The sequence below is a fragment of the Nitrospirota bacterium genome (assembly GCA_026387665.1).
Lineage (GTDB): Bacteria > Nitrospirota > Nitrospiria > Nitrospirales > Nitrospiraceae > Palsa-1315.
Window position 1 is genome coordinate 54,421 of the sequence record JAPLLG010000005.1, and the last position, 21,469, is coordinate 75,889.

General features: G+C 58.9%; 21 protein-coding genes. 8 read left to right on the forward strand and 13 right to left on the reverse strand.

What is annotated here, in order from left to right; translation table 11 throughout:
* Nucleotides 1-43: 43 nt before the first annotated feature.
* The 13 genes from tatC to NT179_03590 all read right to left on the reverse strand — a co-directional run bounded on the left by tatC (nucleotide 44) and on the right by NT179_03590 (nucleotide 8,967).
* Entirely contained in the window at nucleotides 44-817 is a 774-nt protein-coding gene (tatC, locus tag NT179_03530; GenBank protein ID MCX5721086.1) for a twin-arginine translocase subunit TatC, read from the reverse strand.
* 48 nt (nucleotides 818-865) lie between these two features.
* Complete coding sequence (locus NT179_03535; GenBank protein MCX5721087.1) at nucleotides 866-1,108, reverse strand: DUF465 domain-containing protein; 243 nt, start codon at nucleotides 1,106-1,108, stop codon at nucleotides 866-868.
* Nucleotides 1,109-1,130: 22 nt separating this feature from the next.
* Nucleotides 1,131-1,673, reverse strand: coding sequence for a ribosomal protein S18-alanine N-acetyltransferase (gene rimI, locus NT179_03540; protein ID MCX5721088.1), 543 nt, complete (start codon nucleotides 1,671-1,673; stop codon nucleotides 1,131-1,133).
* Entirely contained in the window at nucleotides 1,670-2,500 is an 831-nt protein-coding gene (gene tsaB, locus NT179_03545) for a tRNA (adenosine(37)-N6)-threonylcarbamoyltransferase complex dimerization subunit type 1 TsaB (protein ID MCX5721089.1), read from the reverse strand. The genes rimI and tsaB overlap by 4 nt, the downstream gene beginning before the upstream one ends.
* 165 nt (nucleotides 2,501-2,665) lie before the next feature.
* Entirely contained in the window at nucleotides 2,666-3,448 is a 783-nt protein-coding gene (locus tag NT179_03550; protein ID MCX5721090.1) for a hypothetical protein, read from the reverse strand.
* A gap of 64 nt (nucleotides 3,449-3,512) precedes the next feature.
* On the reverse strand, nucleotides 3,513-4,874 hold the full coding sequence (gene radA / locus NT179_03555) for a DNA repair protein RadA (GenBank protein MCX5721091.1): 1,362 nt from the start codon (nucleotides 4,872-4,874) through the stop codon (nucleotides 3,513-3,515).
* A gap of 155 nt (nucleotides 4,875-5,029) precedes the next feature.
* Nucleotides 5,030-5,722, reverse strand: a complete 693-nt coding sequence (locus NT179_03560; protein ID MCX5721092.1) for a hypothetical protein — start codon at nucleotides 5,720-5,722, stop codon at nucleotides 5,030-5,032.
* Between the two features lie 251 nt (nucleotides 5,723-5,973).
* Nucleotides 5,974-6,837 (reverse strand): hypothetical protein, encoded by an 864-nt coding sequence (locus NT179_03565; protein ID MCX5721093.1) that lies wholly within the window; start codon nucleotides 6,835-6,837, stop codon nucleotides 5,974-5,976.
* Nucleotides 6,838-6,884: 47 nt separating this feature from the next.
* Entirely contained in the window at nucleotides 6,885-7,352 is a 468-nt protein-coding gene (gene bcp / locus NT179_03570) for a thioredoxin-dependent thiol peroxidase (GenBank protein ID MCX5721094.1), read from the reverse strand.
* Nucleotides 7,353-7,463: 111 nt separating this feature from the next.
* The gene (locus tag NT179_03575; GenBank protein MCX5721095.1) at nucleotides 7,464-7,940 is read right to left on the reverse strand and encodes a hypothetical protein; all 477 of its coding nucleotides are present in this window, start codon (nucleotides 7,938-7,940) and stop codon (nucleotides 7,464-7,466) included.
* Nucleotides 7,927-8,202, reverse strand: coding sequence for a DUF507 family protein (locus NT179_03580; GenBank protein ID MCX5721096.1), 276 nt, complete (start codon nucleotides 8,200-8,202; stop codon nucleotides 7,927-7,929). Before NT179_03580 ends, NT179_03575 begins: the two co-directional genes overlap by 14 nt.
* A gap of 97 nt (nucleotides 8,203-8,299) precedes the next feature.
* Nucleotides 8,300-8,581, reverse strand: a complete 282-nt coding sequence (locus tag NT179_03585) for a DUF507 family protein (protein MCX5721097.1) — start codon at nucleotides 8,579-8,581, stop codon at nucleotides 8,300-8,302.
* Nucleotides 8,582-8,583: 2 nt separating this feature from the next.
* The gene (locus NT179_03590; protein ID MCX5721098.1) at nucleotides 8,584-8,967 is read right to left on the reverse strand and encodes a cyclophilin-like fold protein; all 384 of its coding nucleotides are present in this window, start codon (nucleotides 8,965-8,967) and stop codon (nucleotides 8,584-8,586) included.
* Between the two features lie 107 nt (nucleotides 8,968-9,074).
* On the opposite strand from NT179_03590, the gene NT179_03595 reads away from it, so the two are divergent.
* The 8 genes from NT179_03595 (at nucleotide 9,075) to NT179_03630 (ending at nucleotide 21,394) form a co-directional block, all read left to right on the forward strand.
* The gene (locus NT179_03595) at nucleotides 9,075-9,881 is read left to right on the forward strand and encodes a ribonuclease H-like domain-containing protein (GenBank protein ID MCX5721099.1); all 807 of its coding nucleotides are present in this window, start codon (nucleotides 9,075-9,077) and stop codon (nucleotides 9,879-9,881) included.
* Nucleotides 9,878-10,636, forward strand: coding sequence for a protein phosphatase 2C domain-containing protein (locus tag NT179_03600; protein MCX5721100.1), 759 nt, complete (start codon nucleotides 9,878-9,880; stop codon nucleotides 10,634-10,636). The genes NT179_03595 and NT179_03600 overlap by 4 nt, the downstream gene beginning before the upstream one ends.
* 156 nt (nucleotides 10,637-10,792) lie before the next feature.
* Nucleotides 10,793-11,626, forward strand: coding sequence for a nuclear transport factor 2 family protein (locus NT179_03605; GenBank protein MCX5721101.1), 834 nt, complete (start codon nucleotides 10,793-10,795; stop codon nucleotides 11,624-11,626).
* 77 nt (nucleotides 11,627-11,703) lie between these two features.
* Complete coding sequence (locus tag NT179_03610) at nucleotides 11,704-12,705, forward strand: hypothetical protein (GenBank protein ID MCX5721102.1); 1,002 nt, start codon at nucleotides 11,704-11,706, stop codon at nucleotides 12,703-12,705.
* A 342-nt stretch (nucleotides 12,706-13,047) separates the two neighbouring features.
* Nucleotides 13,048-17,223 carry a PAS domain-containing protein gene (locus tag NT179_03615; GenBank protein MCX5721103.1) on the forward strand — a complete coding sequence of 1,392 codons (4,176 nt, stop codon included), beginning with the start codon at nucleotides 13,048-13,050 and terminating at the stop codon, nucleotides 17,221-17,223.
* 205 nt (nucleotides 17,224-17,428) lie between these two features.
* Nucleotides 17,429-18,607, forward strand: coding sequence for an ATP-binding protein (locus tag NT179_03620; GenBank protein ID MCX5721104.1), 1,179 nt, complete (start codon nucleotides 17,429-17,431; stop codon nucleotides 18,605-18,607).
* A gap of 24 nt (nucleotides 18,608-18,631) precedes the next feature.
* Nucleotides 18,632-20,047 carry a sigma-54 dependent transcriptional regulator gene (locus NT179_03625; GenBank protein MCX5721105.1) on the forward strand — a complete coding sequence of 472 codons (1,416 nt, stop codon included), beginning with the start codon at nucleotides 18,632-18,634 and terminating at the stop codon, nucleotides 20,045-20,047.
* A gap of 195 nt (nucleotides 20,048-20,242) precedes the next feature.
* Nucleotides 20,243-21,394, forward strand: a complete 1,152-nt coding sequence (locus NT179_03630) for a response regulator (GenBank protein MCX5721106.1) — start codon at nucleotides 20,243-20,245, stop codon at nucleotides 21,392-21,394.
* Nucleotides 21,395-21,469 lie beyond the last annotated feature (75 nt).

Consider the following 21,469-nt stretch of genomic DNA (forward strand, 5'->3'; position numbering starts at 1 on the left):
CACGGTGATCGTCCCAGCTACCCCGCCCCTTTTCAGCATCCTGCTAGCGGACACGGTGGCCGGCCGGTCCCATCGGCAAATCCGGATCGAGGGGCAAGCTGATTTCGGTCGGGCCTCCCCGGCCAAAGATGCGGGCGCCAAGAATCCCGATCTCATACAACACCATCAAGGGCACGGCCATCAAAAGCATGGTGAAAAGGGTCGCGTCTGGCGTCACGATGGCCGAGAAAATCAAGGCGGCCATGATCGCGTGCTTCCGATACTTCGCTAATGTCGCTCCGGTTACCACGCCAACCCGCGCCAGAATGGTAAGCACCAGCGGCAACTCGAACGCGCAGCCGAAGATCAGCAGGAATTTGACGTTGAAGTCGATATAGGTCCCGACGCTCAGGAGCGGAGTCACGTCGTGATCCATGCCGAAGCTGACGAAAAACTCGATGACCAGCGGAAGAATGACGAGATTGCAAAAGATCAAGCCGAGCGCGAACAGCGCCCCGGCCAGCGCAAACAGCGGGAAGCCCCAGCGTTGCTCCTTGGGCAGCAACGCTGGCTCAATAAATTTCCAGCATTGATAGAAGATGACCGGCATGCTCGCCAGGATCGCCGCCAGAAACGACACCTTGATGGAGGCGAAGAGCGCTTCAGTCGGTCCGTAGAAGACCAGCTGGTTGGGAAAGGGGCGGTTCAGCCAGGCGACCATCTCCCCGGAAAAGGTAAAGGACACCATCAGGGCCACCAACAGCGTGGCCCCGATGATGATCAGGCGATGCTTGACGGTCCGGATATGCGCGGCAAGGGGATTGAGAATCTGTGCCATGACTCCGGTCCCGGTTGCTGGTCTACCCCAGCCCCGCGACGATGCTCCTCAGCGTATAGCGGCCTGCAGTTCCTGATCTCGATGGGCGCGGATCAGCTCGGCCATTTTATCTTTCTTCGCCAGCTTCTCTTTTTGCAATTGCTTCTTCGATTGTTCTTCGGCCGGAGTCAGCACATGGCGCTTCTGCAAGTCGGTCAATTCCAGGTCCAAACGGTGATGGGATTCCTCCAGTGTACGGAATTCGTAACTGGATCGGCGCAGCCGTTCCGCAATCATACTGTCTGTCAGCATGTCGCACCTCCTGGTGATGAAATTACTGCAGTGGCGTGATACGTCCTCCGTCGCGACCGAATGCTTCTGTCACTCGAGCAGACTCCGATACAATCGGGTCCAGTTCCATCAATACCGCATCTTCTAGGGGATTGGTGTAGTAAGCCGGTCTGGTCGTCACGTCGCGAAACCCCAAGCTTCGGTAGAGGGCCTGCGCCGCATGGTTCGACGCCCGCACTTCGAGCAGGGCGCGCATCCCAGCCTGTGCCGCCCCCTCCTCCAGGGCCTGCGAAACCAAGGCTTTGGCGATGCCCTTGTGCCGCATCGACTCGATGACCGCGAGGTTCATCAGCCTGACTTCCTCAAAGATAACCCAAAAACAGAGATACCCGATAATCGAAGAGGAACCAGCGTCGCCTGGCGTCGTCCGCTTGGCTAACAGAAAATGTGCGAAGCGATTCCCGCTCAGTTCCGCCTCCAACATTTTGCGCGTCCAGGGGGAGGAGAAGCAAGCTTCTTCGATTTGCAGAATATCCGGCAATGATTCAATCGTCGCCGGCTCAATCACCCATTCGACACTCATCATGCTCCGCCCCGCGTCCCGCCCTTGCCGCTCTCGCGTATCGCCTTCGTGCGCCCGGATGGAGTCCGTACCACCGCAGCCCGCGCCTGCACTTTCTTCGCGACCCGTTCCTGCCGCAAAAGCACAGGCGAAATGCCGCCGGATTCTTCATACTTCAATTCCGCGGCGGTCCGTTGCACATACAGGGGGCTGATGCCGATTCCTGCTCGTTCACCTCGGCGGAGCCGTTCAATCCCTGCCAACCCGATCGACACGGCCGAAGGTTTCATCGCCTGGCCCGGCGCCTCGATAATCTTGACGGAGGGAGGAAGCGACGCACGGATAGCTGAGGCTTCGACCGTCCAACCCTCTCCAAACAACAGAACCGATTCCGTGAGGCTGCCCCCCAGCATGACGGGCGTGCCCACCTGTTCCGAGGCCGCTCGCTCCAACCGGTCTTCGCTAGTCCAGCGAAAGAGCGCCCAATAGAGTTCCCCTCGGCGGCTGTTGAGCACAGGACAGAGCAGCGTCGAGGTTCCCCGGAGATTCCAGGCCATGCCCTCAAGGGTCGGGACGACGGCCAAGGGAAGCTGGCTGATCGTGCGGAACCCGAGAAGCGTCGCCAGGCCGACGCGAAGTCCTGTGAAGGACCCGGGCCCGATCGACACCACCAGCCCATCCAACTGCTTCAGCGTCAAACCAGACTCGCTGAATAACCGGTCGATCACAGGCAACAGGAGCTTGGCATGAGACCCGCCCGCATCCTGGTCATGCCGGGCCAGCACGCGCGTCCCATCGAGGATCGCCACACTCTGCCAGGAGGTCGCCGTTTCAACTGCTAGCACCTTCATCGCTTCTACCCGTTCTACAAAAAAGCTACATTGCGTCCCACAGGATACTCAAACCGTTCGTCCAGCAAGGCCGCAGGCGAGTCGAAACCGGAGGCGTACCCTCAGGGGTACGTTGAGGATTTCGATGAGCCGAGAACGAAGCTGGCGAACGGTTTCAGCATCCTGTTAGAACTGCGCGAGATCAGTGGAAGCCAGCGGTTGATTCGGGATCATCTCGTGAAACGTCATCTCCACGCTCCCCTGCCCCTTCCCATCAACTAATAAAACCTTAAACGGCCGCCGCAACTGCCCCTCGCTGGTGGTGGAGACTGCCGCGGCTCCACCGATCGCGCGGAAGTCCTCATACTGAATGGTCGCTTCCACAGAACCGGACTCCGTGAGGCGCTCCTCCCTCACGACGAGCCAGGCCTGCCGCTCAAACCACAGTTTCCGGCGTAGCGCCTGCGCCCCGTTGGATGAGGGACCTGAAACATCCAGCCTGTACCGATCCCCGTCCTCTACCAATGTGGCAGTCTCATCCTTCGCAATCGTGCGAGTGCCCAGCAGGCCGCCCATCGCCCAGACGCTCAACTGAAACGGCCTGGCCAGCTTTCCCATCTCGCCCATATCGGACGCATTGCCGGACAGAACACGGCGCATCGTCGGCAACCGCAACGTGAACTGCTCGCCCGTCTGCACGAATTCGAAGAGCTCGCTGCCGACTGCGGTAAACCCACGCAGACGCATCGCATCAGGACGGCGATAGTAGAGGGTGCCTTCCACCCGCGACGCGATCGGGAGGATCCCGCCCCGCACCTTCGCGCTGAAGAGGCCCTTCATCGTCTGAAGCGCCGCTTCTCTCTGACTCAACAAGGCCGTCAGCCCCTCCACCGTCGCCAGCGGAGGACGAACCTCCTCCCGCGGCGCAATCAACGCGCAACCCGCGAGGAGCGCGAATGTACAATTCAAAATGAAAAATGCAAAAAGACTCCGCCCAACCATTTTGCATTTTGCATTTTGCATTTTTATTTGGCTACGCCAACACAACATCTAACGCCTCTCCCACTTCCCTGATCCCGATCAATTCAATCCCATCGATCGGTTCCAGTTTGGCCAAGTTCCGTTCCGGCAACAGGCAGCGTTTGAATCCCATTTTGGCCGCTTCACGAATCCGCATCTCTGCCTGACTAATCGCGCGCACTTCGCCCCCAAGGCCGACTTCGCCCAAGACCAACAGGCCCGGCTCGATCGGCACTTCACGCAAACTCGATGTGACCGCCGCCACAATGCCCAAATCGATGGCCGGCTCGTCAATATGCATCCCCCCGACGACGTTCACATAGACGTCTTGCCCGGACAGATGCATGCCCAGCCGCTTCTCCATGACCGCAAGCAGGAGTGAGACTCGATTCTGCTCCACGCCATTTGCCATGCGTTTCGGCATCGCATAACTCGTGGAAGAGACCAAGGCTTGCAACTCCACCAGAATCGGCCGCGACCCTTCGAGGCTCGACACCACCACCGACCCTGTCGTGCGCTGGGACCGTTCCGCCAAAAATAACTCGGAGGGATTGCTCACTTCCTCCAGGCCTGAGTCTTTCATTTCGAAGACGCCGATCTCGTTGGTCGACCCGAAGCGATTCTTCACCGCTCGGAGGATACGGAAACTGTGCCCCTTGTCCCCTTCAAAATAGAGCACCGTATCCACAATGTGCTCCAGCAACCGCGGCCCAGCGATGGCCCCTTCTTTCGTGACATGGCCGATGATGAAGACCGGCACGCTGCTGCGCTTCGCGTACCACATCAGTTGGCCTGCCACCTCCTGCACCTGGCTGATGCTGCCTGGCGCGGACGTAATCTGTTCTGTGTAAACCGTTTGGATTGAATCGATGACCACTGCGGCAGGCTGGATCTCCTGCGCCGCCTTGAGGATTTGTTCGAGGGAGGTTTCCGCCAGGATCAGCAAATTCGGATGTTCGATGCCGAGCCTCTGCCCGCGCATCTTGATCTGCCTCGGAGATTCCTCCCCCGAAACATAGAGCACCGGTTCGTCCTTCGACGAGAGGCGCGGGAGAGCCTGGAGCAAGAGGGTCGTCTTCCCGATCCCAGGATCGCCGCCGATCAGGATGACCGAACCGGGAATGACTCCCCCGCCCAACACCCGATCAAACTCGCCGATATGGGTCAGCCGCCGGTCCTCACCCACCACTTCAATCTCGGCAATTGGGGTGGCCTTGGCCTGGGCAATCTTCATCGCAGCAGGCCGGCCCTTGCCGGTCGGCGCCTGCCGCTCCTCTTTCATGGTATTCCAGCCGCTGCAATCAGGACAGCGACCAAGCCACCGAGGCGCCTGATGCCCGCAAGCCTGGCAGGAAAAACTCGTTTTCGCTTTCATTCAGCGAAGCCTCGATTAAAGGAAAAGTCGAAGGTCCAAGGTCCAAAGTCTGAAGGCTTATAGTAAAGGATAGAGGGGGTGAATGGAAGATACGGGAGTCGCTCAGTCCGACCCCTTCTACTTTCTCTCCGTCGCCTGAAGCGAAGGGTTGTGAGTCATTTTGTTGTATCAGCTTTCATCATCGCAATGAGCTCGGCGGAGAGCCGCTCCAACTTTCCTTTGACTTCCTGGTAATCGGGATCTGATATCTGGAGACCATTCCTTGCATCCAAGACACGATCAAGCTCGGCGTACTTTTCGGAGTACTTGCGGGCCTCCGCTGCTTCAGCGGGAGAGAGTTCCAGGACATCGACCAAAGCCTGGATCTTTTGCCGATACCACTCGCGCTTGGCTTCCCAAGTCTCTTGACTGCCCATGCGACCCTCGGAGGCACCAGTAAAAGCAATCACTTGGGCCAGAGGCAAAGCAATGGCTTTCAGCTTTTCTTCCCGGACGAACAACTCCTTCTTGGTGTCCTGCAACTCGCGCAGAACAAGACGAAGATTCTTCAGGTCGAGCTCCTGCAGACGACCGAAACCGTGAAGAACGATTCCAAGAAGGGCGACCGCGGCTACAAGAAAGCAATAGGACGCCTCACCAATGAGACCTAGGTAGAGCAAGGCGGTGAAGACAATGAATGCTATGGTAGAAATTACTAGCGGCATGCTTTTCATTATGACCCCAAACTGTAAATTCGGCTGATCCGCATAAAATGAGGAGTTGTGATTTTTATCCGTATAGCACGCATTGGGATTTCTTGTCGAAGATCTGCTAACCCCTCTGCCTTCCAAGGCCTCTTCATTTTCCATTTCCTCCCCCCACCAAAGTGGAAGGCATCTCAACAAGCGGGTGACCGGGTTGCCCTTTACTGCGCGCGTCGGGAAAGAACTTGGACTGTCACTCCTCAAGGGGAGCAGCCGGACGGTTCTTCACTGCGCGCATTGAGGGACCACCCTTTCATCGTGGGGCCTCAGCGAGCAAGAAGAATGGTCCGGCTGCTCCCCTCCTCCCCTTCTGAGGCCGCGCGTTGCGCGAGCAAGAAGGGCAATCCGGTCGCCCGCTACAACTTCCGCCGCACGTCCTTCCACTCCTTCACCACCTTCGCTTTGCGCGGCGCCTCTCCCTTGGCCGGCTCCGGCACCATCACGGCATCGAGACGCCTTTGCAGGAATGTTTCGGCAAAGGCCTTCGTGCGCCCCACTCCGACTTTCAACGTCTTCCAGCCGTCCGCATGCAAAGCATCGAGCTTCACCCCAAGCGCTGCCGGATCGGATGGCAGCACGAGAATATGGCCGACCGGAAACTTTCGATCCTTGAGCCATTGTCTGGCTTGGGCGCTCGCCTGGCTGGTGGAACCAGCCGCCTGATCCTGCGTCACCACATAGAGCAGGCTGTAGTAGAACTGCGTGACCTTGCCGAGCTCCTCCGCTGCATCTGGCATCGGGCTCCTGCCCTCCGCTTCCTTCCCTGGCCAGATCAGGGAAGGCCCCTGCCCGACGGGATCCTCCATGAGCGATGCCATCTCCACCGCCATGATCGGACCGCGCCGTTCCCATACGGCCAGATTTCCATCAGCCTCGATCGCGGCGACTCTCGGACTATTTCCGATTCGCACGGTGAAAGGGACCGACCCTTTGGCCTTCGGGGTATAGGAAAAGATGGCTCGCCCATCTCCACCAGTCACTGCAGTCGCGACGACCTTGCCCGCGATAAGCAACTCCAGTGGCTCCCCCCCCAGAACAGCCTCCGTCTTGAAGCCCTTCCAGGTAAGCGTCGCTTCAATGGTGGCCGATTGATTGGGAGATGTGAGGCGATCCTGAACCGTCAAGGTTCCGGGAATCTTCTCGGCAGCAAATAGGGTGGTGGTCGCAGTCCAAACGAGGAAGAAAATGAAAAGACCGGCTCTGCGGAAGAATACGCTCATATGCCGCATAGCCATTCTGACATGAGGAGGAAGGGAATCGATCCGACTTAGGCCTTGAGGGCAGCCAGCACCTCATCGACATGCCCCGTGACCTTCACTTTTCTAAAGATCGCCTTCAACTTGCCGGTCTGGTCGATCACAAAGGTGCTGCGTTCGATGCCCCAGTACTTCTTGCCGTACATGCTTTTCTCTTTGTAGACCCCGTAGGCCGTCGCCACAACCTTGTCCTCGTCGCAGAGCAACGTGAACGGCAAGGTAAATTTCGCGATGAACTTCTGGTGGGATTTCTGGCCGTCGAAACTCACGCCCAGGACCACGCCCCCCGCCTTTTTGATCGGCGTGATGTTATCGCGAAAGTCGCAGGACTCCTGCGTACAGCCTGGCGTACTGTCCTTGGGATAAAAATACAGGACCACCTGCTTGCCAAGGAAGTCCTTCAGCTTCACCGGCTCTCCCGATTGATCGGGAAGCGCGAAGGCGGGCGCCTTACCACCGATTTCAAGTTCTGTCGCCATCTCAGTTCTTTCCCTTTGACTAGCGTCACACGTCATTCGCAGACGATCATACTGGCTGACTTACGAAATACGTTTCACGCTTCACGAACGACGGCCCCTTCAAGCAAAAGATTATCGAGGGCCGCTGCCAATGCCAGGCCTGCCTGTCGCGATGGGATGTTCTTTGTGCGCCTTGGGAGCGTCCGGGCTGCCGAAGGGGCGGAGCGCAGGCGAATCCCAGATCACTTTGTCGCCAGGAGCCAGGTTGGCCGCTTCCAGAAACTGCTGGCGCGCTTGCTCCGTGTCGCCCAGGACATTCAACACCAAGGCGTAGTTATAATGCGCCGGCCCCGATTGAGGCGCCGCAGCGATCGCTTGAAAGAAATACTTCTTTGCATCCTCGAACTGGCTCGCTTGATAAGCCTGCGTCCCCTGTTCCGTCAGCGTCACGGCTTGCGGCTTCACCCCTGACTCGAGCGCCAGCGGGGCCAACGGCTTCACCTTGGGCTTGGCGCAGGCCACAGCCCCGACGAGTAAGAAGACCACGCCCAACAGGGACAGGAATTTCATCGCGCCTCGACGGTCCATCAACACCTCACGGTTTTGCATATTTCCGCATCTCTTCTTCGAACGTTTTTCGATAGAGCACGTCCCACTCAGCACTGCCCTCGACGATCCCCCGCGAGTAGGAGGCCAGCTTGGCCTTAACCCTTCGATCAATCTCTGCCTCTTGCGCCAACTCGGAGGCCAGCACCTTCTTAATCTCTTTCAGGACCCGCCCATCCTCGGTCTGAACCGTCACAAGCGGGCTTTTCTTCACCACCTGGAGAATGACGTGGGAGAGATGGCTGATCTTGTCTTCGCTCAACATACAGAACCCGTGAGACGTGAGACGTGAAAGGTGAGAGGTGAATCGTACGGAGTTGGACGGCCGCGCATGTTACGTTTCACATTTTACCTTTCACGGCCTAGAGAATGATGCCCCGCTCCCGCGCCAGCTTGGTCTTGACCATCGTGAACATCCGCTGAAAATCCACTTGCCCCCGCTCGATATCTTGCTCGTAGGCTTTCAACAGCTGCCGCACTTCGGCGTTCAAACGGTCTTCGACCGACAGTTCCTCGACGATGGCATGATCGATCTGCTCGACGAAGGCCTTGCGATCCCCGACGATCGCCACCTGCCCCTCCTGCTGCAATCTGGTGGCCACCGATTCGGAAATGTGTCGCACCCGTTCTTTCGAAAGTCTCATCGTTAGATCTTCTCGATCTTGATAGTCGGCACGTCCATCACCCGCCGCAGCACCGAGGCATCTCCGACAATACGACCGATCACATTGACCCGGTCGGCCGGGACCGGATCCTGCCCCATGCTCATCGGGGTGCGTCCGAAGAAAATCGCCAGGACCTGCCCCGCGCCCCAGAAGGCGACATCGCCGACTTTGACTTGATTCGTCGCCGTCTCCCGATGGTCCTTCACCCCGGCCAATTTAAAATAGAACTCTTCGCCCCAGGTGTTGACCGGACTTTCAACCGGCAGGGCCGCATAGACTTCCTGCGCCGTCTTCGTGGATTTCAATTCCGCATCAAGCTGCACGGAGCCGACGGTAATGCGAATTTTATTGGGAAGGTCAGCCATTAGATTCCAATCGGCGCCTCGTGGCGACCATGAGATGAAAACCCGCTCAGGCCGCGGACTTTAGCTTGTTTATTCGGTGAAATCAAGGCTACAATCCATACCATCACATGCTCACATCATCCTTCGTACTCCTCAAAGGTCTCGGCCAAAGCTCCGAACGCCGCCTCTGGCAGGAAGGCATCCTCGATTGGGGCTCCTTCCTCCGATCGCCGACCCTCCCCGGCATCTCCTCGAGCAGAAAAGAATGGTATGACGGCGAACTCGCCGCCGCCCAAACGCGGCTGGCAGCAGGCGACGCGCAGTTTTTCGGCACCTGTCTCAAAAGCCGGGAACACTGGCGCCTCTTCGAGACGTTTCGTCCTCGCACGCTCTATCTGGACATCGAAACGACAGGACTCTCCGCCCGCGAAGGCCATGTCACGGTAGTCGGGCTCTATCGCAACGGACAGATGGCAAGCCTGGTCCGAGGGGAAACGTTGACGGAAGAGCGGTTGCACGCAGAGCTGGAGCAGACCGACCTGTTCGTCACATTTTTCGGCAGCGGATTCGACATTCCCTACTTGCAGGCGAAGTTCCCCCGGTTGAATTTCAAGAAACCGCACTTCGATCTCTGCTTCGCGGCGCGCAGGCTCGGCCTGCAAGGCGGACTGAAACATATCGAGCGCGAACTCCAGATTGACCGCGAGGCCGATGTGGTGGGACTCGACGGATGGGAAGCCGTTCGCCTCTGGCACCAATGGACAACTGGAAGCGAGGCCGCCCGCGATCTATTGCTGCGCTACAACGAAGCCGATACCAAAAACCTCGAGCCGCTCGCAGCCCTGCTCTACGACCAGATGGTCGCGCGATTCGGCCCCTCCTCCATAGGATTTCCTCCGGCCAGACAGCAAGAACCGATCGAGGTCGCTCCATGATGCAGGCCCAGTCATGGACCGGAGTCGGACGAACCGAAACCGGCTATGTCCGGACGTCGAACCAGGATGCCCTCGCCCTCCTGAATGATTATGGCGTCTGGATCGTGGCAGACGGAATGGGTGGTCGCCCGGCTGGAGATCTTGCGGCCCAAAGCGCCGTGGCCATCGCCACCCAACGGGCGCGCGAACGAGCCTCCCAGCTTCGCGAACACCAGCTCGCTGCCGCCGCATTCGTCACCGATCTCGTGACGAACGCCAATCAGCATATCCATGACCTTATGCTGGCGACACCATCGCTGCAAGGGATGGGCACGACCTTCGTCGCCCTGGCCATGACGCCAGCCCCCATGCCCATCGCCCACATCGCCCACTTGGGAGATAGCCGCGCCTATCTCTATCGGACGGGACAGCTCAAGCAATTGACGCGCGACCATACCCTCGTCGAGAACCTGATGCGGGGCGGCCTGATCGATGCGGCCACAGCCCTCACCCATCCTGAGCGCCACATCTTGACCAAAGGCCTGGGAATGGACGTCGAGATGCAACCGGACCTCGCCTCCACACCGGTGACCCCGCACGACCTCCTCATCCTCTGCAGCGACGGGCTCACGAAAATGCTGGAGGACGCGGCCATCGCGTCAATACTCTCCCGTGCGGACGGCGATCCCCACAAGGCCTGCCACGACCTGATCGAGCAGGCCCTGAGCCGAGGGGGAGAGGATAATGTGACCGTGATCGTCGTGGCCTATCATTAAGGTCGCTCTCACGCGCGTCGTTGACAAGACAAAACCGGCTGTGTAGCCTAAAACTTCAACTAGTATCTCCTCTCCAGCATAGAGGGGCCATCACATCAAGAGGCTCTCATGTCCTGTATTGCTCGCAGTGCTGTGTTCGCCATAGCATTCTGCTTGATGACCGAATACACGCCAGTCAGTTTGGCCCATGAATCGACCGGTCCTGAGGCGGTCATCCGCACCCTAGTCCGTGCCAACGCCGAGAAGGATATGCCGACCCTCTCTCGCCTGATGGCGCATGATTCGGATATCACCAGCTACACCATCGGTGGACGGAAATATGTGGGGTGGCCGGAGTTCGAGCATGACATGCAAGAGGAGTTTTCCTCCGTGGTCAAGCTCGAGCTTCCTATTCATGAGCTGAAAGTCTGGACGAAAGGAACGCTCGCCTGGTTTACCATGGAGCTGGACTACATCCGTTTTGTGGGAGAGGGACCGGATCAGCGGAAAACGGTGCTGCCGCTCCGGGAAAGCGGTGTCCTGGAACAGCGCAAAGGGCAATGGATGCTCTTGTCCTGGCATGAGTCGTTCCGAACCATGCCACTGATTACCCCTGTGGCCCAGCGGCACAGTACGGCTTCACCGCAATACTTGACCAGCAACGCGCAACTGCCGTCAACGCCGGACCTGAGCGGGGAATGGGAAATTCTCGAAGTTGAGGACAACAAAACCTACAAGGCCACCCTGGATAAGGCTGGCAACGGACCCTATACCCAGCATGGTGGCCGCTTCACCACCACGAAGTATGCCGACCGTCTCTGGCAAGGCACCTGGCAGCAACCCGCCAATGACCGTGACGGGGAATTTGAAGTCTTGCTCTCAGAGGATGGCACTCAGGCGAAGGGCGTATGGTGGTATTCGCGGGTCGGCAGCCAGAAAAACATTCCCCCTCGTGAACACGGCGGGACCTATGTCTGGAAACGATTGACCCCACTGCCATCCACACGATGAGACCTGCGCACGCCACAGGCCTAAGCGAACATCGCATCGCATATGTGCGTGATCACTTTTCATTCATGGGAGACTGTATGCGGCAGACACTCCTCACTCTGATTACCAGCATCTGCCTGGTGACCCCTGTCTTCGCAGACGGCGGGCATGCTCACCATGCCGTCCCGACACTTAAGAATCAAACGACCACGACCGTCACGATTCAGGACAATGTCGTGACGCTCACGTTCGGTCCGATCGACCTTCCGGCCTCTCATGAGGGAGAGCTGGCATCGTCGATGCCCAAGCATAACTTTCAGCTTCCCAAGGATATGTATATGGTGGGGTATAAAACTGCGGTCTTCACCAAAGAAGGAAAGCCCCTCCCCAAGAACTATCTCCATCACGTCCTGATGCTCAATAACGACAAGCCGAGCGTCTCATGCCCGGGCGAACCGTTGTTCTTTGCTGGAGCAGGGCTGGAGATGACCGAGACGCGTTTTCCTGACGGCTACGGGGTCAAGCTCGCCAAGGGCGATCACCTCATGTCGATTGTCGCATTTTATCATGGAGCGCCGATCACCAAGGACGTGATGGCCACCTTCACCATCTATATGGCTCCCGAGGGCGCCCCCATCAAAGAAATGGACGTGTACCAGGTGGGGGTCAACATCGTATGTTTCAGTAAGTTCTCCCAGCGGGGCCCGAACCAGACGGATGAAGGGATTGAGATTCGATCCGGAGTCCGAGTCCACAGCGCGCCACTCAAGTTCTCCATGGATGGCTGTGTGAAGTTCGCCTACCCCCATGGACATGACGAACTCCTCATGATCGGGCTGGACAATACGACCAAGAAACAGACGCTGCTACGGACAGTTCCTGACGTCGCACAGGACGGGACCTTTCTCCAGTTTCAACCGCATCAAGTCTATTCGGACAGTCAGGGGTTTCCAGTCACGAAAGCTGACGACTATGAGATGGTGATGGTCCATCACCATCCCTTGCAGAAACACGAAGCGCAACATGGCATGGGAAACTATTTACTCTACATGACCCCTGGCGCCTGTCCGGCGACACCCAGCGCGTCTCTCGCCAAGTAGCGGCATCGCGCGCATCCAGTCCAGCCATACGGTCTGGGTTTGGTACCGCACCGATCCCTTGCAGCACCCGCACCTCGTTTTGATCGAATCCTGCTCAATTCTATCCGTCCGTGCAGTCCATGGACCGCCCCCTACTAAAGAGGGGGTATTTTTCATGAATATTTACAGAGGTTTACTCTCAACCTATGCTATTCACATCTGTGCCATTAGACGGGGGCAAGTCCTGTCCTGATAAAGAGCAGATACAAGCCGACGCAGGTCACGTGACAGCAGCCCTCTAATATCGGTATTGTCACTGCGAGGTGCGCTTACGTGGTTCCCCTAAGCAGCAGGGATATCTCGATGCCTCACAGTGAACCGATCATAATCCTGCTTATCAGCGAGCATGCTGAGGTCGTCAAAACCCTCACCCTCAACCTGCGTGGGCTTTTCGCTGGCTGCAACATCGAAGCCGTCTATTCCGCCGACGAAGCACGAACCTGGACCTCGGCGCGCGAATGGACGTTCATCCTCATCGATGACGAATGCCTTGATAGTGCCCCCTCACTGCCAGGCGAGCTCAAAGGCCGCGCGCCCTACGCAGCCATCATCCTGTACAGCGACCGCATCGAGTCACCGTCTGCGCTACGCGCGCGTCAAGCCGGCATTGATTGTGTCCTCTCGAAACAATCGCCCGTCTTCCTCACAGAACTCCTCTCCTGCGCCACGCAAGCCATCGAAACAGGCCGCCTGCGAGCAGCCCTGGACCATGCCCAGGAGCGCCAGCGCCGACTCATCGAATCATGCAATGACATCGTCTACGAGTTGGATCCCGCCGGCCGCTTTGTCGCGCTCAGCTCCAGCATTACGCCCCTGCTCGGCTACTCGCCTGACGAACTCATCGGATTGCCCTACACAGCCCTTCTGCCTCCCGACCAACAGTCCGCCGCTCAGCATCATGTCAACGAACGCCGTTCCGACGCACGGAGCTCCAGCTGCACCGAATTGATCTTCAGCGCAAAATCCACGCAGAATAGCGGACCACGGCGCCTCACGGTGGAGGTCAGCGCCAAAGGCCTGTACGGCCCCCTCCACCGGTTTCTCGGCACAGTGGGATGGATCCGAGGCCGCTCTCTCTCCACACAACAAGACCGCACGATTGAGCAACTGCGCCGGCAACTCCAACAGGCAGATGAACGGCTCGCGCTGGCCCAGCGAGTTGCGCGGCTCTCGCGCCAGCTACAGGGTCCTCTGGCCTCACTGCTGACGGAATCCCAGCGGCTGTTTGCCACCACTCGCGACACAAGCCTACAGGGCCAATTCGAAACCCTCGCAGGCCACGCAGTTCAAGCCGCGACACTTGACGCACAGTTGACCCACGCCCTTGAGGACATGGAACGGAGCGCCCCGGGACTCACGATCAACGATGTGCTTGACGACCTCCTCACCTCCGCCACTCCGCCGATCGTGGATGGGTCAGGCCTCCTACGGAAGCTCTCTCCGCACCTGACTCACCTCGTCGGCGATCGTGAGCAGATCACGACCCTCGTACGTCATCTCTTGCACTACGCGCAAACCTATCTCCTGACCGTCGGCCGCGCACATCAACTCATCCTCAGCACAAACGTAGCCGGACCTCCCGCTACCTCGGCAGATTCTCTCTCCCTCGCCCCCTCTACTGCAGTCGAGATCGAACTGCTCGAATCAGACCTGGTGAGACCGGCAGGATCTGCGACGACATTGCCACAGCCCCTCGATCTACTCACGTTCGATCAACTCACCCGCCAACTCGGCGGCAGCTTAGATCTGTCAGCGCCGAGTGGGGGCCCCTTTCGGATGCTCCTCCGTCTGCCGGGTGCCTCTCGCCCCCCGCGTGAAATACGTCCGCTCCCAGTGGCCGTCCCTGCGACACCGCCTACTCCCGAACCCGCAACGAAAAACGAAGCGACGGCGCCAGCTCCGTCAACTGATGCCAGCAGTCCACAACAAGAGAGGCGACAAACAGCGCGAGTACCAACCACCCTACCTGCCGCAATCATCATCGGGGCTGCGACCTGGAATGGCACCCTTTCCAACATTGGCCTCGGCGGCGCCTGCGTCACGTTCCCCTGTGACGTCCCAACCCTCTCGCCGCAAGAAGCCCATGTGGCATTCAAAACGGCTGTCGGCAATCTTGCTCTGCACGGCAGAGCGCAGATGCGCCCCCTCTCACTCCACACCGAAACAGAGGCCGCGCAACTCATCGTGACCTTTGAGCCCCCTCGACACGCAGAGGGTGCCGTCCGGGCCTTGCTCGTCCAAGCCGCTCAAAAACATACGATGCCCTTCTCCCTTGAATTGCGGCTGACAGCGGAACAGCCACCAGTCCTCCCTGCCGCCAGCCAATTGAAGACGACAGAAGAAGGAGACTACAGCCCCCGCGAGGCCATCCGGGTGGCCGTACAACTCCCGGCCAGGCTTCACGTCAGAGACGCAAGTGGCAGAAGCCACCATCTCGACGCATGGACCACCAACCTCAGCCGAAACGGCGCCTGCCTCCATCTCAACGCCAGGCCCGAACTCCTCAGCGGTATGGCTACGCTGCATTTCGCCGCCACACAAAGCCAGAACCACCCAGGAACCCATGACCCGAGCGCACTGGACGCGACATTACCCGCCCGATTGATCTGGTCAGCTCCGGATCCCACAACGCCGGGCGAGCTTTCACCCCCGGCGTCAGACCCCGCGCTTCAAGTCGGCGTTCAATTCCAGGACTCCACGCCCTACGCTGAGCGTGAAGTGAACCGTGTCGTCCGGCAACATTTAACGGCGCTGAGCGAGCCGGACCTCTCCTCGCAACAGACATCGATCGTCAGCCTCCCGCGCGAATGTCACAATCCGCGCAGCCAGACAATAGTGATCTCCGAGGATCATCTGCGCCCAGCACTCCCACCGGACGCACCCGTCATCGTTATCGCCCCAGGATACGGCCAGACGGCGGTGGACGCCATGATGCTGTCCTACTACCTGGCGCACCACCGTCTCCGCGTCTTGCGATACGACCACACCAACCATGTCGGGCTCAGCGACGGAGAACTGCGGCAGACAACCTTGCGGAACATGCAAGACGATCTTCTGACCGTCGTGGAGTTCGCGCGCCACATGTGGCCGAGCGCTCCACTGATTGTCATGGCGAGCGACCTGACGGCGCGAGTGGCGCTCAAGATGGCCGGGCAAAGCCGCCCTCTCGACCTGCTGCTCCTGATCAACCCGGTCGTCGATGTGCAGGCCCTGCTCGCAACCGTCTATCGCCATGACCTCGTGGCCGATCACCGGAAGGGAGTCCAGCGCGGCATCGCCAATCTGCTCGGACTCAACGTCAATCTGGATCATTTCATCGACGACATTGAAGTCGGGCACTTCACCGATCAGGCCTCCACCATTGTAGACCTGCGCCTCCTTCATACTCCGTCAGCCATTCTCACGGTTCCTCATAGCCCGCTTGGGCCGTGGCCTCCTGCCAGCCTGCCTCAGGCATTTCTCGCCGAACTAGGACCCCAGATTTCTCTCGTGCCCATCTCGGCCCCGCTGATCGGCCAGGACTTCCCGCTCAATGAGCCACATTCTCCGGCCTTCCGGCAGGTCCTGGAGCAGATTGCCGCCACGATTGTGCTGCCAGCCACTCCAGCCGAACTCAACGAGCACACCAGTCACGCGCTGCGCCATCAACAGCGCATCGAGATGGAACAGGCCAGGCTCCGCCACAATCCCTCCCACCTCACACGTGAGGCCTTGTGGTTTGCGCATCTACACCAACTGCCCCAACTTGAACACCTCCACGAATACGAGAAGCTCTTGGATGATCTCTACCAGCTCCTCAGCCCGCTCGAGCCAGGCTCCCGGCTCATGGACGTGGAAGTCGGCCTCGGCGATTTCGTCCAGGCCACGCTGATACAGGAGGCAGACCGCTCACGGCAACGCGGAGGAAGCCCGGCCCACCCTATTCACATGATCGGCGTGGGACGCTCTCTCGACTCGCTGACACAGGCCCGGCACAGTCTTCGTGCATTGCAGCGGAAACTCGATAGCGGCGTCGCAAGTCCCCTCACCAGCCCGCTCCCCCTGGCTGCCGAATGGGTGCATGCGAACTGGACAGAGAGCCTTCCCTTTAAAAACGATTCACTCCATCGCATCGCCTGCAACCTGTCACTCCCCTTTGTCCCTTCTCCCCTGGCAGCGGTTCGGGAGCTCTATCGCGTCCTCCATCCCCAGGGGCGCTTGGTCCTCACCGTCTTCCATCCTGCAACTGACCTCTCCGTCCTCTATCGCCGCCACCTGCAGCGCACGAATCAGAACGACTTTAGTCCAGAAGCCGAGATCCTCCTCCATTATCTGGGTGAACTCCGAGAGGCCATCCGGCAGGGGCTGCTGCACATATTTGACCAACAATCACTGACCTCGCTCCTCCTCCGCGCCGGCGACGTCACACCCACTATCCTTCCCACTCTTGATGGGCAGGCCCTCCTCGCGATCATCGAAAAAGATAAATCCGCTGGCTGAACCTGCCATTGCCATGTATACTCTGCGTACATCTTTGAACACATAGACGCGTCATGGCCCGTCGGCCCTTCACGTGGCAGGACAAAAAAGGCCAGCGCGCACATAGCTCGTCATGACACCACAGCCCTCACAGACAAAAACTTTACCGTCTGACTCCAGTGAGTCCCTGAAGATCGTCACGCAATTTGCAGCCGATCTGGGCCCCATGACAGATTTGAACATACTCGGGGATCGCATCATCCACGCGCTCTCCCACGCCATCGCTACCGCACAGGGGGCGCTCTTCATTCTGGATCGCGAACATGCCTGTTACCGCCGCGCCAACATGATCGGCGCGGACGCAGCCACGCTGGGTCCTGCCACCCTCGCAGGGGACCATCCCCTGCCCCGCCACCTGCTCGCAGCCAATCGGATCATGGCAAGGACCGATGCGCAAGAAGACCCCCAGGAAACCAGCACCGATGCGCACGCAGCCCTGGAATCCCTGCATGGAGCCTACGCGGTGCCCCACCTCAGCAAAGGCCGGCTCATCGGCTTCTCCCTTCTTGGAGCGGCAGCGGCTTCGCCCGAAGCGCCAGCCCAGACACAGCCCTTACTCGCCGCATTGGCACAGATCGCCACGAATGCGCTCGACACCCTGATCTTGTCCCAAGACCTCCATCGCTCACTGGGGCTCATCAAACGCACGGACAGGATGAAATCTCTTGAGACCATTGCCGGCGGCTTCGCCCATGAAATCAGAAACCCCCTCACCTCGATTAAGACCTTCATCCAATTGGCGCCTGAACGAAAAGACGACCCGGACTTCATTCAGGAATTCAGTAAAATCGTCCTGGGCGACGTCTACCGCATCGAACATCTCATCCAGAAAATCCTCGACTACTCCCGCTATATGGAGCCCACGCTGGCGGACGAGGACGTCAACGACCTTGTGGCCTCCTGCGTGCATTTCATCGATGTCAAAGCCGACAGCCGCAAAATTACGATTGAGAAAATACTGGCGCCGGACCTGCCGCGCGTCATGCTGGACCGGCAGCAAATCAAACAAGTCCTGATCAATCTCTTGATCAATGCCGTCGACGCAATCGGAACCCAGGGGGGACGATTACGCGTCCAGACCAGCAAGCTCGTGAAGCCGACAGGAAAAGTCTGGGTCCAGATCGATATCGAAGATACCGGTGAGGGGATCCAGGAAGACAACCTTGAACATATTTTCGACCCGTTTTTCACGACGAAGCCCGAGACGGGAGAACACGAAGGAACGGGACTGGGCCTAACGATCGTCCATCAAATTATTCAAGAACATCACGGCGAGATCCGGGTCAAGAGTTCAGTCGGTGTCGGCACCACGTTCTCCGTGTGCCTACCCGTGCTACCCGCATAGCCGCCAACCCCTATGGACACCAGCATGAAAAAACGAATCTTGTTGATCGACGATGAGTCCCGAGTCCGGGCCTCCCTGAAAGCGGTCCTGGAGCCGACCTACGAGACGATCCAAGCCGCCGATGCCCAGGAGGGACTGGAGCTGTTTCGCAAGGAAGCCCCCCATCTGGTCCTGCTGGACGTAATCCTGCCTGGCACCGACGGGCTGGCGCTGCTCCAAACCCTCCGCGCCGAGGACCGTACGGCCCCAGTCATCATGCTGACTGGCACGAAATCCGTCAAAACCGCTGTCGATGCGATGAAGTTCGGCGCGGCCGACTACCTCTCGAAACCCTTCGACGTGGAAGAGCTCCGCATCATCGTCGAGCGCGCGCTCACGGGCCAGGAGCTCCAGCGGGAAGTCACGCAACTCCGGGCGCAAGTCGTTCGGCGCTATGCCTTTCACAACCTGATCGGCAAGAGCCAGCCAATGCAGGACATCTACACGAAAATCGAACAAGTCGCCGATAGCCGCACGACCGTCCTGATCACCGGCGAGAGCGGCACGGGCAAGGAACTGGTCGCCAAGGCGCTGCACTACAACAGCGCCAGACGCGAGCGCCCCTTCATCGCGCTGAACTGCGCTGCCCTGCCTGAAACGCTCATCGAGAGCGAGCTATTCGGCCATGAAAAGGGTTCGTTCACCGATGCCACGGCTCGTCGGGTCGGGCAATTCGAGCTCGCCAATACTGGGACGCTCTTTCTCGACGAGATCGGGGATCTGAGCCCCATGACCCAAGCCAAGCTGCTGCGCGTCTTGCAAGAACGGGAATTCACCAGAGTCGGCGGCGTACAGTCGATCAAGGTGGATGTGCGTATCGTGGCGGCCACGAACAAGAATCTTGAAGAGCTCGTCCGCAAAGGGCAATTCCGCGAGGACCTCTACTACCGCATCAACGTCATTGCGCTCTATCTGCCCCCGCTTCGCGAGCGAGGCGAAGACGTCCCCCTCCTCGCCAAGCATTTTCTGTCGAAACGGATCGAGGAAGAAAACCGCCCGCCCCAAGAGTTCTCCAAGGATGCCATCGACCTCTTAAGCCGCTATCCCTGGCCCGGCAATGTGCGGGAGATGGAAAACATCATCGAGCAAGCCTTCATTTGGTCCAAGGGATCGGACAGCATCACCCCCGAACATCTCCCGACCATTCTCAAAAACGGCACCAGCACCACGTCGCTCCGCGACGACACCCTGGCAGGCCGGCTGTCGCTCGAAAAAGCCGTCATGGAATTCGAGCGGGAAATTATCCTGGATGCCCTCAAACGCACGCACTATGTCCAAACCCATGCCGCCAATCTTTTGGGCATCAGCCGACGGATGCTTAAATACCGTATGGATACATTGAAAATCGGCCGACCCGACAGCGAAGCCGGCGCCGAACCTCAGGCGGTAATAGAGGAATAGCACGGCACGTAGTGCTGTTTCTCACATAGGGGAATCGTAACTAGGCAGCTATTGTACGTAGTATTTCTTTCAGGTACACTCCGCAGGGCCTCAAGCATGAGCCCATCACACTCCATTTAAATCAGGGATCCTAGCGCGCGAAAACAACACGACGGTTGCCAGCCATACGACGCAGTGCACGGTAGAGGACAGACGATGGACCTACCAGCGACTCCTGCCCCGGAGGCCCAAAAACCGAGCTTGCTCATTATCGACGACGAGCGAGGGCCCCGCGACGCGCTGACGATGATCCTCCGCCACCGTTTCACGATCCTCACAGCGGAATCAGCCAGTGCCGCCCTGGCCGTCCTCAAGTCCCAACCGATCGACCTCATCACGCTCGATCAAAAACTTCCGGATCGTCAGGGCCTCGACCTCCTCCAGGAAATCAAACAACACTATGCCACTGTTGAGGTCATCATCATCACCGGATATGGAAGCCTGACCTCTGCCATGGAAGGGAGCCGGCATGGAGCCTCCGGCTACCTGCTCAAACCCTTCAACGTCACGGAAGTCCTGTCCCTCGCCAACCAAACGATCAACAAGAAACAGCGGCTCGATTTTCTCAGGAATTTCCTCAAGACCTCGACCGGTCTCTGGGGATCAGAGATGGAATGTGCGCTGGGCTGGAAAACCTTACTCGCGGGATACCAGGCAATCGGAACAACGGTGCTGAACCAGCCCTCCCACACGGACGAGAGGCCCAACATTCTCCCGATCCTCTCCGACCTGCTAGAGGCTAAGGATCGCCAGCTGCTCCTCCACTCCAGCCGAGTCAGTGCCTACGCCACACTCGTGGGCCACCGCCTCGATCTGACGCGTACCGAGCAGCAATCGTTGGCGTGGGGGGCCTTTCTTCACGACATCGGCAAGATTTCGCCTGAGACCGCTCACCCTACTGACGAGGCCATCGCTGTGGCAGGAGAGGCACTGGGGGATCCGCAACATTCAGAACGGGGAGCGAAACTGATGTTAGCCTTGGGGTTTGCCGCCGAGGTGGGACAGATCATTGCCTATCACCATGAACGATGGGATGGCTCAGGCCATCCCTATGGATTGAAGGAAGACGGCATTCCGAAACTCGCCCGCATCGTCTGTCTGGCCCAAGCGTTCGACCATCTGACTGCGGAGCACCCGGGACGAACGCCCCTCTCGCTTGATGAAGCCTGCCAACGGCTGCGCGCACATGCAGGGACCCACTTCGAACCAACGCTGACAGAGCTCTTTGTGCAGACAGTCCAGGAAGGCAAGGGCTCCCTTCCTGCCATGGCGATTACCGCCACTTCAGCCCTCCGCGCCAGCCCCTAAACAGACTGCGCAGTTCCGACATGAAGAGAGCGCCCTGCAGGATGCTCAAAAAGTTCGTCCAGCAAGGCCGCAGCC

What these genes read in the sequence shown, in the direction of transcription:
- tatC (MCX5721086.1), bottom strand. Translation starts at nt 817, where the DNA reads ATGGCACAGATTCTCAATCCCCTTGCCGCGCATATCCGGACCGTCAAG.
- NT179_03535 (MCX5721087.1), bottom strand. Translation starts at nt 1,108, where the DNA reads ATGCTGACAGACAGTATGATTGCGGAACGGCTGCGCCGATCCAGTTAC.
- rimI (MCX5721088.1), bottom strand. Translation starts at nt 1,673, where the DNA reads ATGATGAGTGTCGAATGGGTGATTGAGCCGGCGACGATTGAATCATTG.
- tsaB (MCX5721089.1), bottom strand. Translation starts at nt 2,500, where the DNA reads ATGAAGGTGCTAGCAGTTGAAACGGCGACCTCCTGGCAGAGTGTGGCG.
- radA (MCX5721091.1), bottom strand. Translation starts at nt 4,874, where the DNA reads ATGAAAGCGAAAACGAGTTTTTCCTGCCAGGCTTGCGGGCATCAGGCG.
- NT179_03560 (MCX5721092.1), bottom strand. Translation starts at nt 5,722, where the DNA reads ATGGAAAATGAAGAGGCCTTGGAAGGCAGAGGGGTTAGCAGATCTTCG.
- NT179_03565 (MCX5721093.1), bottom strand. Translation starts at nt 6,837, where the DNA reads ATGAGCGTATTCTTCCGCAGAGCCGGTCTTTTCATTTTCTTCCTCGTT.
- bcp (MCX5721094.1), bottom strand. Translation starts at nt 7,352, where the DNA reads ATGGCGACAGAACTTGAAATCGGTGGTAAGGCGCCCGCCTTCGCGCTT.
- NT179_03575 (MCX5721095.1), bottom strand. Translation starts at nt 7,940, where the DNA reads ATGCAAAACCGTGAGGTGTTGATGGACCGTCGAGGCGCGATGAAATTC.
- NT179_03580 (MCX5721096.1), bottom strand. Translation starts at nt 8,202, where the DNA reads ATGTTGAGCGAAGACAAGATCAGCCATCTCTCCCACGTCATTCTCCAG.
- NT179_03585 (MCX5721097.1), bottom strand. Translation starts at nt 8,581, where the DNA reads ATGAGACTTTCGAAAGAACGGGTGCGACACATTTCCGAATCGGTGGCC.
- NT179_03590 (MCX5721098.1), bottom strand. Translation starts at nt 8,967, where the DNA reads ATGGCTGACCTTCCCAATAAAATTCGCATTACCGTCGGCTCCGTGCAG.
- NT179_03595 (MCX5721099.1), top strand. Translation starts at nt 9,075, where the DNA reads ATGCTCACATCATCCTTCGTACTCCTCAAAGGTCTCGGCCAAAGCTCC.
- NT179_03600 (MCX5721100.1), top strand. Translation starts at nt 9,878, where the DNA reads ATGATGCAGGCCCAGTCATGGACCGGAGTCGGACGAACCGAAACCGGC.
- NT179_03605 (MCX5721101.1), top strand. Translation starts at nt 10,793, where the DNA reads ATGACCGAATACACGCCAGTCAGTTTGGCCCATGAATCGACCGGTCCT.
- NT179_03610 (MCX5721102.1), top strand. Translation starts at nt 11,704, where the DNA reads ATGCGGCAGACACTCCTCACTCTGATTACCAGCATCTGCCTGGTGACC.
- NT179_03615 (MCX5721103.1), top strand. Translation starts at nt 13,048, where the DNA reads ATGCCTCACAGTGAACCGATCATAATCCTGCTTATCAGCGAGCATGCT.
- NT179_03620 (MCX5721104.1), top strand. Translation starts at nt 17,429, where the DNA reads ATGACAGATTTGAACATACTCGGGGATCGCATCATCCACGCGCTCTCC.
- NT179_03625 (MCX5721105.1), top strand. Translation starts at nt 18,632, where the DNA reads ATGAAAAAACGAATCTTGTTGATCGACGATGAGTCCCGAGTCCGGGCC.
- NT179_03630 (MCX5721106.1), top strand. Translation starts at nt 20,243, where the DNA reads ATGGACCTACCAGCGACTCCTGCCCCGGAGGCCCAAAAACCGAGCTTG.